This window comes from Lysinibacillus sp. G1-3, assembly GCF_056322905.1.
In genome coordinates this window covers 1-16,900 of the sequence record NZ_JBWHYQ010000031.1, presented here as the reverse complement: position 1 = coordinate 16,900, position 16,900 = coordinate 1, and the positions used below count along the sequence as shown (strand labels likewise).

Genomic DNA, 16,900 nt, shown 5'->3' with positions numbered 1-16,900 from the left:
TTTACTGATGTTTAATTACTTGCGCCAACTTGTAATTTTTTCTGGAGTTTATCTTCTGTAAAAATCCAGCCTGTGTATGAAGTGATAATCTCATTGTCCTCGTTTAAATGAGCGACAGCCACGAAAGGATAGCGATTATCACTACGGTAACGCAGATCAATTAATCTTACTTCTGTTAAGCCATTTTCGAGTTCAGAAATTTCCCAACGATACAATGGTGAGAATGACACGAATGCAGCGAGATTGGGATCTTTCAATGCTATTTCAATAAGAGGCGTTTTCGGCAAAGGTTTTATTTCGAATTTATCGTAAATATTAACAGCTCGCCCATAAGCACGGCCAACATAATAATGCGTTTTGGATTTTGCTGCAATACGCCAGTGGAAGAACCGCATTGTAGGGGCTACAATAACATACTCTTCATCCTGAATCGTATTATGTACAGCTTTCTTTACAGCCTTTTGGACCGCAAATCGTAAAATGTAGTAAACGATAATTATGAGATACATGATACTAAATGTCCAAACAGGATTAACACCAAATGCCCAAAGCAAAATGCCGATGCAATGTAGTGTGAAAATAATAGGATCAAATGTATTAATGACACCAAGTGCAACCCATCTTCTAGAAAACGGTCGAAGTGCTTGTGTACCATAAGCGTTGAAAATATCAACAAAGACGTGAAGTGCTACAGCTAAAAATGTCCAAAGCCATAAATGAAACACATTTGCGTCTTGAATAATAAGTGCTAAAACCGCTGTAATTAAGATCGGCCAAATAGCTACTGCTGGAAGTGAATGTGTAATTCCACGATGATGTCGAATATAAATTGCGTTGTTGCGCAGCTTTAAAACTGTATCGACATCAGGTGCCTGTGAGCCAATAATTGTACCTGCCATTACTGCGGTAAAGGTCATTGAATGACTTGCTACAACGGGATCAGCTAATGCAAGACCACCGAGGGCTATACCCATAACGAAATGTGTACCTGAATCCAAAAATATCCACTCCTTGTATGCATCTAAATAGAGTACAATTTGCATACATGTATATTTCAATAATCCGTAATACTTGATATTTCTCTATTAAGACTGTTGTGCTAAAATCTTGAAGCTAGAAAATAATGGCGCTTTTTGTCGTTTTAGACAGATGATCTTTTCTTAATTGTATACTCTTTTTATCATAAATAAAATCGTAAAAACACTGGAGGTCACTGTGAATTATCCATATGTAACAGAATTTCGACAATCTTTAGTCGAATGGTTTAATGTTGAGAAACGTGATTTACCTTGGAGGCATACGACGGACCCTTATAAAATTTGGGTATCAGAAGTGATGCTACAGCAAACACGTGTCGACACAGTTATTCCTTATTACAATCGTTTTATGGAAAGTTTTCCAACATTAGAATTACTCGCGGAAGCTCCACAAGAATACTTATTAAAGCATTGGGAAGGCCTCGGCTATTATTCCCGTGCACGCAACTTACAAGCGGGTGTTCGCGAGGTATTAGAAAACTACGGTGGGGTAGTACCTGATAATCGCCATGAGATTTCAAAATTAAAAGGCGTAGGTCCGTATACTGCTGGAGCTATATTAAGTATTGCCTATAATAAGCCCGAACATGCAGTGGACGGCAATGTTATGCGTGTTTTAAGTCGAGTGCTTACTATTCATGATGATATCGCTATTCCAAAGACTAAAAAGATTTTTGAAGAGGCTGTTGAAGAGCTAATTGATCCTGAAAATGCGTCGTCCTTCAATCAAGGCCTAATGGAGCTAGGTGCACTTATTTGTACGCCAACTTCACCAAAGTGTTTATTATGTCCGGTTCGGGAATACTGTACCGCTTTTAATGAAGGCGAGCCTGAAAAATTACCTATCAAATCTAAAAAAGTGAAGATGAAGCATCTCACATACGATGTGCTTGTATGCCAAGATGACAAAGGGCGAATTTTATTAGAGCAGCGTCCAGCAGAGGGTTTACTAGCTAATCTATGGCAGTTCCCAATGCTTGAGCACGGTAAAGATTCAATAGATTCTTTTATTAATGATTATGCTATGAATGTTCAATCGCAACAGGATTTGCTAACATTTAAACATGTTTTTTCACATTTAACATGGCATATAAATAGCTATTTTATGAAATGTAATTCAGCAGAAAAGGGCGAATGGCTGACTCCTGAACAAATAGAATTGTTACCAATGTCCGTTCCAATGCTGAAAATTTGGCAGGAAATAAAGGATTAATCTAGAAAATTATTTATATAAAATTTTTAGGCATAAAAGCATTCACCTCGGTACACAATAATGAGCGTGGAGGTGAATGAAAATGAAAAAGCAAAACAACCAGAATTTCCAACCGAATAAAAACATGCAACGTCAAAGTCAAGAATTTGGTTATGAAACAGACGTTAATGAAGTGCAAAAGCAAAATGCTAAAGCTGAGCAGAAAAAATCTCAAGCTTCAGGTAACTTCAATAAAACTAACCAAGATCTTGGTGAATAACACTTTGTAATTGCATAATTGCATTTACCTCTGAGGAGCTGTCTACAATCGAAAAGATTAAAAAGGGCAGCTCCTTTTGAATTTTTATATAGCAAGATAAGAAAATGGTTTAAGTGATAGGGAACTGCTCGGGTAGCTGATTAAACCATGCTCCGATACATGAATTTAAACAAAAAATTCCAATTGGGTTAGTGTTATGATAAAATTTGCTTTTAGTTAACGAAATTTTGTACAAATTTAAAAGAGCGCAGGGAAATTTGTGGTTTTCTAACTACACCTTTCGCCTACACATTGCTATAATATACTAGAGACTGCTAGATTAAGGTAGCATAGACGAAAAGGTGGGCTTCAAAGATGGCAATACCGGTAGAAGGAGAAACGATACAAATACATAGTTATAAACACAATGGCCGTATCCACCGTGTTTGGCAAGAAACAACGGTTTTAAAAGGAACAAAAAATATCATTATCGGTGCGAATGAGCGGACACTTGTGACAGAATCCGATGGTCGAACGTGGCTAACGAGAGAGCCTTCTATTTGTTATTTCCATGCGGAGTACTGGTTTAATATCATTTGCATGCTACGTGAAGATGGTGTGTATTATTATTGTAATCTAAGCTCACCATTTGTTTTCGATAATAATGCCATTAAATATATTGACTATGATTTAGATATTAAAGTTTTCCCCGATATGTCTTATTCACTCTTAGATGAGGATGAATATGAGCTGCATCGTAAGGAAATGTCTTATCCAGATGTCATAGATAAAATTTTAAAGCGCAATGTCGATAAATTAATTAGCTGGATTCAACAAAAAAGAGGCCCCTTTGCACCTGATTTTATCGATGCCTGGACAAGTCGATATAAGTTTCAGCTCGATATGCAAGCAGATGATTATTAGTTGCACCTATTAGTTTTACTAATAGGTTTTTTTTATTGGGAAATAAGTATTAAAGGAAAAAATGTAAAAAGGAATGTTACAAAAGTTGATTGCAAAATAGTTCGTGACAAAGCTAAATTAACTGTATTTAAAACAAAATATTGCTATAATACGTTTGGGCATTCATTTTGTGGATGTCTGTTTCTTTTTATGTACGAAGTGATACAAGGAGTTCTCCTTGCATTTGCTAAACATGGTTTTTGATAAGGATGTGATAATAAATTGGGTAGTATAAAACGTTATATGAGATTTGTAAAACCATATACATGGGAAATAATTTTAACGATTTTAATTGGTATAGTGAAGTTTGCGATTCCGTTATTTATTCCATTACTCATAAAAATTGTGTTAGATGATATTATTGCTGGAGATCATTTAACGGATGCAGAAAAGACAAAAGAATTGTTTTATTGGTTAGGTGGCACGATCATTGTATTCTTTATTATTCGACCACCGATTGAGTATTACCGTCAATATTTTGCTCAAAATGTCAGTAACAAAGTGCTTTTCGATATTCGAAAACAAATATATGCACATTTGCAGCGACTAAGTTTAAGATATTATGCCAATACAAGAGCTGGCGATGTGATTTCAAGAGTGATTAATGATGTGGAACAAACAAAAAACTTTATTATGACAGGCCTGATGAACGTTTGGCTGGACCTTGCGACAATTGTTATTGCAATCGGTATTATGTTTGCTATGGATGTTAAGCTAACGCTAGTAGCATTGATTGCTTTCCCATTCTATGCGTTTAGCGTAAAGTTCTTCTTTGGCAAGCTTCGGTCTTTAACACGTAAACGGTCACAAGCACTAGCTGGGGTGCAAAGTTACTTACATGAACGTGTAGCTGGAATGAGTATTATTAAAAGCTTCACGCTAGAAAAACATGAGCAAAAGTTATTCGATGAAGCAAATGGAGAATTTTTAGAGAAAGCGCTGGATCACACGAGATGGAATGCTAAATCGTTTGCAGTGGTGAATACAATCACGGATGTAGCACCACTCCTAGTCATCGCTTATGCAGGCTATCAGGTTATTAATGGACCTCTTTCAATTGGGACGATGGTTGCCTTTATTGCTTATATCGAACGACTTTATGGTCCACTTCGTCGCCTTGTAAGTTCATCAACAATGTTAACACAGTCCATTGCATCAATGGATCGAATGTTTGAATTAATAGATGAACCTTATGAGATAAAAAACAAGGCCAATGCGTTAGAGCTACCTCGGATAAAAGGTGAAGTTCGTTTTGACAATGTGAACTTTCAATATGAAGAAGAGGGCTCACAAATTTTAAACAATATTAATTTTACAATTAATCCTGGAGAGACAGTTGCGTTTGTAGGAATGAGTGGTGGAGGCAAATCAACTATCATTAGTTTAATTCCTCGTTTTTATGACACAACGAGTGGCACCGTATGTATTGATGATTATGATGTGCGTGATGTATCTCTACATTCATTACGCTCACAAATTGGAATAGTCCTACAAGATAATATTTTGTTTAGTGATTCCGTAAAAGAAAATATTTTAATGGGCAAGCCAGATGCTTCTGATGAAGAGGTTATTGCTGCGGCAAAAGCAGCGAATGCACATGATTTTATTATGAGCTTACCAGATGGTTATGACACAAAGGTTGGGGAACGCGGAGTGAAGTTATCAGGTGGACAAAAGCAGCGGGTAGCGATCGCTCGTGTGTTTTTAAAAAATCCTCCTATTTTAATACTAGATGAAGCAACCTCTGCATTGGATTTAGAAAGTGAGGCACTTATTCAAGAATCATTGGATGTACTTGCACATGAACGTACGACAATAATAATTGCTCACCGACTTTCTACGATTACACATGCAGATAAAATCTTTGTTATAGATCATGGACAATTAATTGAAAGTGGTACGCACGAGCAATTAATGCAAAAAGAGGGCACCTACTTTAGTTTATTCCAGGTACAGCATTTAGATTGATACATCATCATAATGTGTGGTTGATTTCCGTTCCGGCTGAGCGCTTTCCTGGAGTTACCCAGCCTCCGCTCAATTTATTCTCGTGACATACGTTTTAACAAAAGTGTCACCTCTATATTTTAGGAATGAGTCAATAATCTAAAAATAGCCTTCCGTTTAAGTATAAAAGGAAGGCTATTTTTTTGTCTTATTTATAAATTAGTATTAATTAATAAGACATTATTAATATAAAACTCGAACGATGTAGAAAATCTATGTTTATTGCAGAACAATTATGATTGAAAGAGCGATGTTTTTTGGTTAGAATTATCTGAAAATAGGGAATTGAGTGATAGTTATAGTGATTAAGTAAAAATATAGGACGATGGGAGATTGATCATGAGAAAAAAGCTGCTAGAAATAAAAGGCCTACAGACAACCTTTTTTACAGATGATGGACAAATTCCTGCCGTAGATAATATTCATTTTTCTGTTCATGAGGGAGAAATATTAGGGATAGTAGGGGAATCGGGGAGTGGAAAAAGTGTTACATCCCTGTCCATTATGGGGTTAATACCGTCACCGCCTGGAAAAATAACCGGGGGAGAAATACGGTTAGATGGCAAAGACCTCATAACATTATCTGATAAACAAATGCAGAAAGTTCGTGGGAAAGATGTGGCGATGATTTTCCAAGAACCTATGACATCCTTGAATCCTTTGTTTACAATTGGGGATCAGCTAAAAGAAGCGATTTTAATCCATAATCCAAAATGGTCGAAAAAAGAAGCCTTTGCAAGGGCAGTTGAAATTATGAAGCTTGTAGGTTTACCTCGTGCTAAGGAATTATTAAAAGATTATCCACATCAGCTATCTGGGGGAATGCGACAACGGGTCATGATTGCGATGGCGCTTGTCTGTGATCCGAAGGTGCTGATTGCTGATGAGCCGACTACTGCACTAGACGTTACGATTCAAGCTCAAATCTTGCAGCTGATGAAAGATTTAAATAAACGTTTAAATACAGCTGTTTTATTAATTACGCATGATTTAGGTGTTGTGGCAGAAACATGCGAGCGAGTGATTGTGATGTATGCAGGTCAGATAGTTGAGGAGGCGCCTATTCAGGAGATATTCGTTAATCCGAAGCATCCTTATACACAAGGACTTATTAAGTCTGTACCAGATATGCGTTATAAGAAGGACAACCTTTACTCTATACCAGGCAGTGTACCAAAACCCGGAAGTATTCAGGTAGGCTGCCGTTTTGCAGCACGTTGTGAATTTGCGATGGAACGCTGTGTACAAGAAACGCCACCTTTATATGAAGCAGGAGAGCAGCATAAATCAAGATGCTTTTTACTAGAGAAACAGGAGGTGGAGCAACATGTCGAAAACTTTATTGAAAGTTGATGGTTTAAAAAAATACTTCCCCATTCGGAAGGGGGTCCTTAATAAACAAGTTGGGGACGTAAAGGCAGTAGATGATGTTTCCTTTGAAGTTTTTGAAGGAGAAACATTAGGTATTGTAGGTGAGTCCGGGTGTGGTAAATCAACGACTGGTCGACTTTTAATGCGATTGCTTGAGCCAACTGAGGGCAAAATTGAATTTGCAGGAAAGGTGATTTCTGAATTATCCAATAATGAAATGCGCAAAGCTCGTAGAGATATTCAAATGATTTTCCAAGATCCTTATGCCTCTCTTAATCCTAGACATAATATTGGGAAGATATTGGAGGAGCCTCTTATTGTTCATGGAATGGGCAATGCAAAAGAACGGAAGAAGAAAGTGTTAGAGCTTCTCGAAATTGTTGGGTTAAATGAATATCATGTGAAACGGTATCCACACCAATTTAGTGGTGGTCAAAGGCAGCGTATCGGCATTGCCCGTGCACTGATGACGAATCCGCGCTTGATTATTGCGGACGAGCCTGTCTCTGCTCTTGATGTATCTATACAGGCTCAAGTGTTGAATTTATTGCAAAACCTACAAAAGGATTTAAAGCTAACTTATATTTTTATCTCCCATGATTTAGGGGTTGTACGCCATATTAGTAATCGTGTAGGTGTGATGTATTTAGGGAAATTAGTGGAGATGACAGCAAGCGAAGATTTATATGCTGAGCCACTTCACCCGTATACACAGGCGTTGCTATCCTCGGTACCTGTTCCAGATCCTACGTTTGAACGTGAACAGGTTGTTATTTCTGGAGATATTCCGAGTGCTTCGAATCCACCAAGTGGTTGCACTTTCCATACGAGATGTCCATTTAAAAAAGAAGAATGTTCTCAAGTAGTTCCGAAAATGCAAGAGGTGAAACCTGGTCATTATGTTGCTTGTCATCTTTACGATGCAAACCAACATTCAATGATATAAAAAAACTTAGGGGGAAATCGAATGAAGAAAAAAAAGCTTTGGACTTTGGGTGTAATGCTTATCCTTGTTCTCTCGACAATCTTAGCTGCTTGTGGCGGTTCAGATTCTAAGGATACGGGTAGTAAAGATACATCAAGTAGTGGTGACTCAACTAGCAGTAGTGAACCAAAAACATTAGTATATGGTCGTGGTGGCGATTCTACTGCACTTGATCCAGCGACAGTAACAGAAGGTGAATCGTTTAAAGTTACCGTTAATATCTATGAGACTCTAATTAACTTTGGAGAGAACGATGTAACGCTGCACCCAGGGTTAGCAAAATCTTGGGAATCTTCAGAAGATGGGTTAACGTATACTATGCAACTTGAAGAAGGGGTTAAGTTCCATGACGGTACTGACTTTAATGCTGAAGCAGTCGTGAAAAATTTTGAGCGCTGGAAAGCTGGTGGTGCTGATAAATTCCCATATTACGCTTCTCAATTTACGGTAAACGAAAAGCCAGTAATTGAGTCAATCACTGCTGATGGGGATTATAAAGTTATATTTAAACTAGCTCAGCCACAAGCACCATTCTTGAAAAACTTAGCGATGTCACCATTTGCTATTGCTTCACCAACAGCATTTGAAAAGGATGATGAGGCACTTAAAGATCATCCAGTAGGTACTGGTCCATTTAAATTTGTAGAGTGGAAACGAAATGATTCTATCACTATTGAGAAAAACCCTGATTACCGTATTGCAGATTTGCCGAAATTAGATAAAGTTATTTTCCGTTCTATTCCAGATAATTCCGCACGATTCAATGCATTAACTAACGCTGAGGTTGATGTAGTTGATGGCTTAAGTCCATCTGATAAAGCTTCAATCGAATCAAATGCAGATTTACAATTAATCGAACGTCCGTCTATGAATGTTGGTTATCTTGGATTAACAGTAACTCGTCCACCGTTCGATAATGTAAAGGTTCGTCAAGCAGTAAATCATGCAATTGATAAGCAAGCATTAGTAGATGCATTTTATGAAGGCTTAGGCGAGACAGCAAAAAATCCGATGCCTTCAATAATTGCAGGCTACAACGATGAGGTTGAAGGCTATGACTATGATCCGGAAAAAGCAAAAGCATTATTAGCTGAAGCTGGCTATGATGGTAAAGAAATCGAGCTATGGGCAATGCCTGTACCACGTCCGTACATGCCTGACGGTCAAAAAATTGCAGAAGCTATTCAGAAGAATTTAGCAGATGTTGGTATGAAATCTAAGATTGTAACGTTTGAATGGGCTACCTATTTAGAAAAGGCGGAAAATGGAGAGGCAGATGCGTTCTTACTTGGTTGGACAGGTGATAACGGGGATGCAGATAACTTCCTTTACACTTTATTAGACGGAGATAATATTCATTCTAACAACTATACATTCTATGACAACAAAGAAGTTCACGAATTATTTGTTGCAGCACAAACTGAAATGGATGAGGATAAGCGTAATGACCTTTACAAGCAAGCGCAAGTGATTATCTCTAAAGATGCACCATGGGTTCCGCTTGCTCACTCTACGCCAATTTTAGCTGCTAATACTAAAGTAACAAACTATGTTGCACATCCGACAGGTTCTGACCGCTTAGATACAGTAGATGTGAAGTAGGTTTAAACGGCTATCCCAACAGGTTTTAATTTAAGAAGAGAAGAAATTTTAAAGAATCTGCTTGCTTTCTGCGGGTAAGCCGTAGAAATCTAGCGGATTCTTTTGTTGGTGAAAGCTGACCCTTTCTACAGTATGTGTAAAGACCTCAATGCTTTTCGTGCAAAAGTATATTATGAAAATAACAGAGGGGTGAAAAAAATGCTTCACTATATGGGGAAACGATTATCACAACTAATCCCAGTTTTGCTTGGAATGACTTTCATCGTCTTCATGTTAATTCGTGCAATTCCTGGTAATCCAGCACAAGTAATTTTAGGGCAGCAGGCAACGAAAGAAGCGGTCGAAGCGTTAAACGCAAGTTTAGGATTAAATAAGCCGTGGTATACACAATATTTTAGTTATTTAGGTGGCATTTTTCAGGGGGATTTAGGAGTATCATTACGTACTAAATTACCCGTATCAGAGGAAATTTTCCCGTATTTAGCGGCAACAGCTGAGCTAGCGCTGTTTGCCATGATTATTGCAGTGATTGTTGGCGTGAATGCAGGCATTATTTCTGCATGGTTCCAAAATTCTTGGTTCGATTATGTGGCAATGGTAGTTGCTTTAGTCGGGGTGTCTGTACCGGTTTTCTGGCTCGGTTTAATGGAACAATGGGCTTTCAGTAATCAGCTTGGCTGGTTCCCGACATCTGGGCGAGAAGATGTGCGAGATCCAATAACCGCCATTACTCATTTTTATTTATTAGATACGCTCATACAAGGCCGCTTTGATCAATTTACTGAAGTAGTAAAACGATTAGTATTACCAGGCATGGCTCTTGCGACAATTCCAATGGCGATTATTGCAAGAATGACTAGGTCGTCTATGCTTGAAGTAATGCGCTCTGACTATGTACGCACCGCTAGAGCAAAAGGGCAAAAAATGTTTATTGTTGTTTATAAGCATGCATTGAAAAATGCAGTTATCCCAGTGTTAACTGTCATAGGGTTGCAAACAGGATTGCTACTAGGTGGTGCTATTTTAACAGAGACAATTTTCAGCTGGCCTGGAATTGGTCGTTATATATATGATGCCATTGGCTTCCGTGACTATCCTGTTATTCAATCAGGTATTTTAGTAATTGCTTTTATTTTTATCATGATTAACTTAATTGTGGATTTACTGTATACAGTGATTGATCCGCGGATTAAGTACAAATAGGGGGGAAGCAATAATGACTGGAGCCATGGATGTAAAAACAGAAGCAGCACCAAGACGTGAACGAGCGGCAGGTCCTTGGAGAGAAGGCTGGCGTAGCTTTAAAAAGAGCAAAATCTCCCTGGTAGGTGCAGGCATTGTACTATTTTTTATTTTTCTTGCTATATTTGGTCCACAGATTGCTCCCGAAGGAATGAATGAACAAAACCTTTCGATGCGTTTATTAGCACCATCAAGTGAGCATTGGTTTGGAACGGATGACTTCGGACGGGATATTTTCTCTAGAGTTATTCATGGAGCCCAGATTTCTTTGAAAGTAGGCTTTTTATCGGTTATTCTTTCTGTTATTGTAGGTAGTTTCCTTGGCATTATTGCGGGGTATTATGGAAGATGGGTTGATACGATAATCTCGCGTATTTTCGATATTTTGTTAGCATTCCCTAGTATTTTACTAGCGATTGCGGTAGTAGCAGTACTTGGACCATCATTACAAAATGCACTGATTGCCATTGCTATTATTAACGTACCGAATTTTGGGCGCTTAATTCGATCGAAAGTATTGAGTGTTAAAGAAGAGGAGTATATCGTAGCAGCAAAGGCGATTGGAATGCGTGACTCGCGAATTTTGTTCTCGCATATTTTGCCAAACTCGATGACGCCAATCATCGTACAAGGAACACTAGCGATAGCCACAGCAATTATTGAAGCGGCAGCACTAGGCTTCCTTGGATTAGGAGCTCAAGCACCTGCACCAGAATGGGGGAAAATGCTGGCGGATGCCCGCGTATATTTATTAAAGGCACCGTGGACGATGATTTTCCCAGGCTTAGCTATTATGTTAACGGTTCTCGGTTTTAATCTCATGGGTGATGGCCTACGTGATGCGCTTGATCCGAAAATGAAAAGCTAATAAAAAAGGGCGAAGAGATGGACATCGTGCCAACTCTTCGCTCATTTTAGCTAATCAATTATTCCTTGGCATAATTGCGTCCGGAATTGGCTTTGTGCTTGGGCCTGCACGAGGGCTGACACGATGTCGGTCATTTTGGTATTGCCACAGGACGTGGCGTTTTTACCGATGTAGGTCAGTTAGCCGTTATCGCATGGATGCGATGGTTTTAGGCGGCTAACATCCCCTAAGAAATCATTTACGATTCCGTGACATCCGCCGGAGGCTTTAACTTCTGTAGCTGACGCTTCCTTTCCCTACAAAAACACTTGTACCTGTCGCTTCGCTTTCGGTCAAAAGACATCTGCTGAAAGAAGTTAAACAAATTCCTCTTCAAATTCCACATTGATTTCATGACCATGATGAGTTTGATACGACACAATGAGCGTATCCAAATGCTCTAGGTTTTCTTCGTAATCTAAAATACGCGATAAAATATAAAGCAAGTGATAGCTCGAAAATTCTGTATCGCCTTCGTCATGCGCATAACTGATCTGCTTGATGAATATTTCCATTAACTCGTTACGTTGAACATAATCGATGTTTTTACTCCACTCCGAATGTTCGGGCTTTAATTTCCCTGTGTATTTTAACAGTAGCTGCTCATGGTAAGTTAGGAGAAAATCAAGCCGCTCTTGAATCATTAAATGGAATTGTGTCGGGAGCTGTGCTAATTCGTTTTCATGATTATGAAGACGATGAAGAAGCTCTAAACTTTTCTTCGACGTTGTGATCATTTGACGATACACAACTAATTTACGTCCTTTTACAAATTTTTTATTTTTAAAGTAATTACGCTCTTCCTTATAAAAATCATACAGTGTATCAACACGTTGCATACGAGACTTAAATTTGCTTAATGCTTCTTTAGTAGAAGTATGCTCAGATGCTTGACGAACAGCAAGTCGCGTCCATCGAATGATATCATCTTGTAAAAAGTAAATCTTACGGAATAGCTTTACTTCATATTTGGGCGGTAGGAAGAACAAGTTGACAACAAATGCTGCTAATACCCCAACTAATATGGTAAGAAAGCGAATAAGACCAAATGTAAGAAAGTCATCTCCTTGAATCTCCATAATAGCTACAACAGTAACAAGTGCTAGAGATAACGACTTTTCAAGTTTAAATTTCAACATAATACCGATAGCAACAATGACTGCAATGCCGATTGCTACTACATGGTGACTAAAAAGTAGGCCAAAAATGACCGCGATGGTAGCTCCTATAATATTGGCTTGTACTTGCTCCACAATTGTTTGATAGGAGCGATAAATAGATGGCTGAATCGCAAAGATTGCTGCAATTCCTGCAAAAACAGGTGAAGGAAGCTCTAGTAACTCAGCGATAAATAGTGCAAACACGATGGCAACACCAGTTTTAAATACACGGGCACCTAATTTCATAGAAAATGGATGTCCTTTCTGTCTAAAATTTTAACTACTTGAAGTCTCCCACCTCAATAGGTGGATAGATAAATAAAGACTTAGTTGCTTTTCAGCAGGTGTTCAAACATCATCTGTACCCGTCGCTACGCTTTCGGTACAAAAGACATCCGCTGAAATAGAGGGACTTAGGCTGCATAATTAATGCTTCTTTACATTATAGAAGGAAGTGCTCATAAAATACATAGATTTGTATGTCCATTTAAAGAAAAAGACGACTCGCATGGGAGTCGTCTTTAAAAGTTAGATAATCTAGATGCTATTATAAATTGCGTTACGCACTAGGCGTTTAGCCTTTACAATTACAATTGTGAAAATGCAATATCTACAGCTTTGATTGTTTCAACAATATCAGCTTCTGTATGCTCTGTTGTTAAGAACCATGCTTCATATTTTGATGGTGCTAAATTAATGCCTTGTTCAAGCATTAATTTAAAGAAGCGTCCAAAGATTTCACCGTTTGAGTTTTCAGCCTGCTCATAGTTTTCTACTTTCACATCTGTAAAGTAAATAGTAAGAGCACCTTTAAGGCGATTAACAGTAATTGTTACGTCGTGTTTTTTGGCTGCAGTCAGGATACCTTCCTCTAAAATAGCTCCAAGACGATCCATTTCATCATAAATACCTGGAGTTTGTAATACTTCTAGGCAGGCAATACCAGCTTGCATGGAGGCAGGGTTTCCTGCCATTGTCCCCGCTTGATAGGCAGGACCTAGTGGAGCAACTGTATCCATAATTTCTTTGCGGCCGCCGTATGCACCGATTGGTAAACCACCACCGATTACTTTGCCTAGCGCTGTTAAGTCAGGTGTTAAGCCTAACAAGTTTTGTGCACCGCCGTAGTGGAAGCGGAAAGCAGTAATAACTTCATCGTAAATAGTTAAGGCACCTTTTTCCTTCGCTGTAGCATGCACTAATTCTAAGAAGCCAGGGTTAGGCTCTACAATACCGAAGTTCCCAACGATAGGCTCTATTAAAATGGCTGCGATTTGATCGCCCCATTTATCCATTGCTTCTGTAAATGCTTCAGGGTTGTTAAATGGTACTGTAATTACTTCTTCGGCTGTTGAAGCTGTAACACCTGCTGAGTCTGGCGTACCTAATGTCGCAGGACCAGAACCAGCAGCTACTAATACTAAGTCAAAGTGACCATGGTAGCATCCAGCAAATTTCATAACTTTCGTACGGCCAGTATAAGCACGTGCTACACGAATTGTTGTCATGACAGCTTCTGTACCAGAGTTATTAAAGCGCACTTTATCCATAGATGGCATTGCTTCTTTAAGCATCTTAGCAAAAGTAACCTCGTATTCAGTTGGAGTCCCAAATAAAGTGCCATTTTCAGCTGCGTGTGTAATGGCCTTTGCGATATGTGGGTGACCGTGACCAGTAACAATAGGACCATAAGCTGCTAGATAGTCGATATAACGGTTGCCATCAACATCCCAAAAATAAGCACCTTTCCCACGAGCCATAGCAACAGGTGAACCTCCGCCGACTGCTTTATAAGAACGAGAAGGGCTATTTACACCACCAACGATATGCTGTAGCGCTTCTGCGTGTACTGCTTCAGATTTTGTGTGATTCATATATATTGCCTCCTAAATCTTTATACTTCATCTATTGTAGACCTATCAGTGCAAGAAATCCAAAGAAATTAAGGGATATGATTTGTTTTGCTATTTAGAGTAAAATAAAGCGTACAGAGGAGGAGATTGATATGGCTTTAATAGAAGGTAAAAAAGCACCGGATTTTTCCCTTATGAATGAAAAAGAAGAAGTAGTAAAGTTAGCGGATTTTAAAGGACAAAATGTTATTTTATATTTTTATCCTAAAGATATGACACCAGGTTGTACTACGGAGGCTTGTGACTTCCGTGATAAGCATGAGGATTTTAGTAAATTAAATGCAGTTGTGCTTGGTATTAGTCCTGACGAAGCTAAAAGGCATATCAAATTTATAGATAAACATGGATTACCATTTTCACTATTAGTGGATGAGGATCATGCCGTGGCAGAGGCATATGGAGTTTGGGTGCTGAAGAAGATGTATGGACGTGAATATATGGGGATTGAACGTTCAACATTTTTAATTGATACAGACGGAAATTTGATAAAGGCTTGGCGTAAAGTACGAGTAAAAAATCATATTGAAGAAGTATATACATATTTAGCAGAATGGGAGGCGAAGCAATGAGAATTTATTTTACGTTTGAACCAAGACCAGATTTACGTGAGCCACTAGTAGCAGAATTCCCACAAGTGGATTTTGTTTTTGAAAATGGTTTATCAAATAATGAGCTACAAGAAGCGGATGTGCTTGTGACATATGGTGAAGATTTAAATGATGAAAATATTCAGTATGCGACAAAGGTTAAATGGATTTTTGTAGCTTCAGCGGGAATCGAAAAAATGCCAGCTCAAGCCATTATTGACCGAGGAATAGTAGTTTCGAATGTGCGTGGCATTCATAAAACGCCAATGGCAGAATCAATGCTTGCTCATATTTTAGCGATTAAGCGCGCACTACCATGGGTGTATGAACAGCAGAAGAAAAATGAGTGGTCAAAAAAAGCGAAACAAACCGAGTTGCGAGATAGCACAGCACTTATTTTGGGGCCTGGAGCTATTGGCTCGGAAGTAGGTCGCTTATTGCAAGCTTTTGGTGTTGCGACAATTGGCTGTAACCGTTCAGGGAACGAAGCGGCATATATGAATGAGATGGTGAGTTTTGATCAATTAGCCGAAGCTTTACCTAATGCTGATATTGTCATTTCAGTTTTACCTAAAACAGAAGAGACGACACATTTATTGAAAGCAGACCATTTTAAAGCGATGAAAAATGACGCCATTTTTATGAATTTTGGTCGTGGGAACTTAGTAGAAGAGACTGTTTTGATGCATGCCATTCAAACAGGTGAAATTGGTTACGCTGTTTTAGATGTATTTGAACAAGAGCCTTTAGCTGCGGATCATCCAATATGGACTTTGCCGAATGTCATTGTGTCTCCGCATATTTCAAGTCACTCATCTCGCTATGTTGAACGTAGCTTAGCAATTTTTAAGCCGAATTTAGAGAAGTGGTTACGTGGTGAAACAGATGTAGAAAATAGGCTGGATTTATCAAGAGGTTATTGAAGCAACAATCCTAAATCAATTATGCCTCGGCATAATTCCGTGACACCCGTTGACTGAAGTTAAAGTGAAATGTGTATGAATGTTGACAGAAGTAAGCTAAATTGGATACACTAATTATAACTATTATCAATTAATAATCTTTATGGAAGAGGTGCATGACGATGTCTGAAATGCATTTACAGGATGCACTTGACACGTTGAAAACAACTGGTGTGCGTATTACTCCTCAGCGTCATGCTATTTTGGAATATTTAATTCAAACAATGGCACATCCAACTGCCGATGAAATTTATAAAGCACTTGAAGGGAAGTTCCCGAATATGAGTGTAGCGACTGTCTATAATAACCTTCGCGTATTTCGTGAAGTTGGTCTAGTAAAAGAGCTAACTTTCGGTGATGCTTCAAGCCGCTTTGATTTCGTTACAAACGATCATTATCATATGATTTGTGAATGCTGTGGAAAAATAGTCGATTTCCATTATCCAGGTCTCGACGAAATTGAACATTTTGCATCACAAGTAACAGGCTTTGATGTGCATGCGCATCGTTTAGAAATTTACGGCACTTGTCCATCGTGTAAAGATGTATCTGCAAAAGTACAATAAAAAAACCCTAGCTCTTATCGTGAACTGCTCCCCAATTGTTAGACACATCTAACAATTGGAGGTGCAGTTTTTTTATGATCAAATATACTGCAGAAGATAAATTACAAGCTGTTGAGCGTTACTTAAGTGGAAAGGAAAGTTCTTATG

15 protein-coding genes are annotated in these 16,900 nt (G+C 38.5%); 12 read left to right on the top strand and 3 right to left on the bottom strand.

The features are described 5' to 3' along the window. Positions 1-11: 11 nt before the first annotated feature. Complete coding sequence (locus ACVYAD_RS23835) at positions 12-998, bottom strand: metal-dependent hydrolase (RefSeq protein ID WP_349661094.1); 987 nt, start codon at positions 996-998, stop codon at positions 12-14. 217 nt (positions 999-1,215) lie between these two features. Here ACVYAD_RS23835 and mutY point away from each other — a divergent pair, with 217 nt between their 5' ends. The 9 genes from mutY (at position 1,216) to nikC (ending at position 11,526) form a co-directional block, all read left to right on the top strand. After that, positions 1,216-2,250: an A/G-specific adenine glycosylase gene (gene mutY, locus ACVYAD_RS23830; protein WP_349661095.1), complete on the top strand. Its 1,035-nt coding sequence runs from the start codon at positions 1,216-1,218 to the stop codon at positions 2,248-2,250. Positions 2,251-2,332: 82 nt separating this feature from the next. Continuing rightward, positions 2,333-2,509 carry a gamma-type small acid-soluble spore protein gene (locus tag ACVYAD_RS23825; RefSeq protein ID WP_349661096.1) on the top strand — a complete coding sequence of 59 codons (177 nt, stop codon included), beginning with the start codon at positions 2,333-2,335 and terminating at the stop codon, positions 2,507-2,509. Between the two features lie 354 nt (positions 2,510-2,863). After that, positions 2,864-3,412, top strand: coding sequence for a nucleoside tri-diphosphate phosphatase (gene ntdP / locus ACVYAD_RS23820; protein WP_349661097.1), 549 nt, complete (start codon positions 2,864-2,866; stop codon positions 3,410-3,412). A 261-nt stretch (positions 3,413-3,673) separates the two neighbouring features. Then, positions 3,674-5,419 (top strand): ABC transporter ATP-binding protein, encoded by a 1,746-nt coding sequence (locus ACVYAD_RS23815; protein WP_476428161.1) that lies wholly within the window; start codon positions 3,674-3,676, stop codon positions 5,417-5,419. A gap of 378 nt (positions 5,420-5,797) precedes the next feature. Further along, the gene (locus ACVYAD_RS23810; protein WP_476428160.1) at positions 5,798-6,811 is read left to right on the top strand and encodes an ABC transporter ATP-binding protein; all 1,014 of its coding nucleotides are present in this window, start codon (positions 5,798-5,800) and stop codon (positions 6,809-6,811) included. Continuing rightward, the gene (locus tag ACVYAD_RS23805) at positions 6,786-7,775 is read left to right on the top strand and encodes an ABC transporter ATP-binding protein (protein ID WP_349661100.1); all 990 of its coding nucleotides are present in this window, start codon (positions 6,786-6,788) and stop codon (positions 7,773-7,775) included. The genes ACVYAD_RS23810 and ACVYAD_RS23805 overlap by 26 nt, the downstream gene beginning before the upstream one ends. A gap of 21 nt (positions 7,776-7,796) precedes the next feature. Continuing rightward, positions 7,797-9,416 carry an ABC transporter substrate-binding protein gene (locus ACVYAD_RS23800; protein ID WP_476428159.1) on the top strand — a complete coding sequence of 540 codons (1,620 nt, stop codon included), beginning with the start codon at positions 7,797-7,799 and terminating at the stop codon, positions 9,414-9,416. Positions 9,417-9,614: 198 nt separating this feature from the next. Then, the gene (locus ACVYAD_RS23795; protein ID WP_349661102.1) at positions 9,615-10,619 is read left to right on the top strand and encodes an ABC transporter permease; all 1,005 of its coding nucleotides are present in this window, start codon (positions 9,615-9,617) and stop codon (positions 10,617-10,619) included. A 13-nt stretch (positions 10,620-10,632) separates the two neighbouring features. After that, complete coding sequence (gene nikC, locus ACVYAD_RS23790; protein ID WP_349661103.1) at positions 10,633-11,526, top strand: nickel transporter permease; 894 nt, start codon at positions 10,633-10,635, stop codon at positions 11,524-11,526. Positions 11,527-11,882: 356 nt separating this feature from the next. Here nikC and ACVYAD_RS23785 read toward each other — a convergent pair whose 3' ends face one another. Together ACVYAD_RS23785 and ACVYAD_RS23780 are read right to left on the bottom strand one after the other, a co-directional pair. Next, positions 11,883-12,971: an FUSC family protein gene (locus ACVYAD_RS23785; protein ID WP_197143532.1), complete on the bottom strand. Its 1,089-nt coding sequence runs from the start codon at positions 12,969-12,971 to the stop codon at positions 11,883-11,885. A gap of 341 nt (positions 12,972-13,312) precedes the next feature. Further along, positions 13,313-14,599 carry a glutamate-1-semialdehyde 2,1-aminomutase gene (locus ACVYAD_RS23780; RefSeq protein WP_476428158.1) on the bottom strand — a complete coding sequence of 429 codons (1,287 nt, stop codon included), beginning with the start codon at positions 14,597-14,599 and terminating at the stop codon, positions 13,313-13,315. 131 nt (positions 14,600-14,730) lie between these two features. Here ACVYAD_RS23780 and bcp point away from each other — a divergent pair, with 131 nt between their 5' ends. From bcp to perR, 3 genes are all read left to right on the top strand, one after another. Next, a complete protein-coding gene (gene bcp / locus ACVYAD_RS23775) occupies positions 14,731-15,207 on the top strand; it encodes a thioredoxin-dependent thiol peroxidase (RefSeq protein ID WP_197143530.1) in 477 nt (158 codons plus the stop codon). Then, complete coding sequence (locus tag ACVYAD_RS23770) at positions 15,204-16,148, top strand: D-2-hydroxyacid dehydrogenase (protein ID WP_476428157.1); 945 nt, start codon at positions 15,204-15,206, stop codon at positions 16,146-16,148. The genes bcp and ACVYAD_RS23770 overlap by 4 nt, the downstream gene beginning before the upstream one ends. Before the next feature lie 161 nt (positions 16,149-16,309). Beyond that, the gene (gene perR, locus ACVYAD_RS23765) at positions 16,310-16,753 is read left to right on the top strand and encodes a peroxide-responsive transcriptional repressor PerR (RefSeq protein WP_139377005.1); all 444 of its coding nucleotides are present in this window, start codon (positions 16,310-16,312) and stop codon (positions 16,751-16,753) included. The last annotated feature ends 147 nt before the right edge of the window (positions 16,754-16,900 follow it).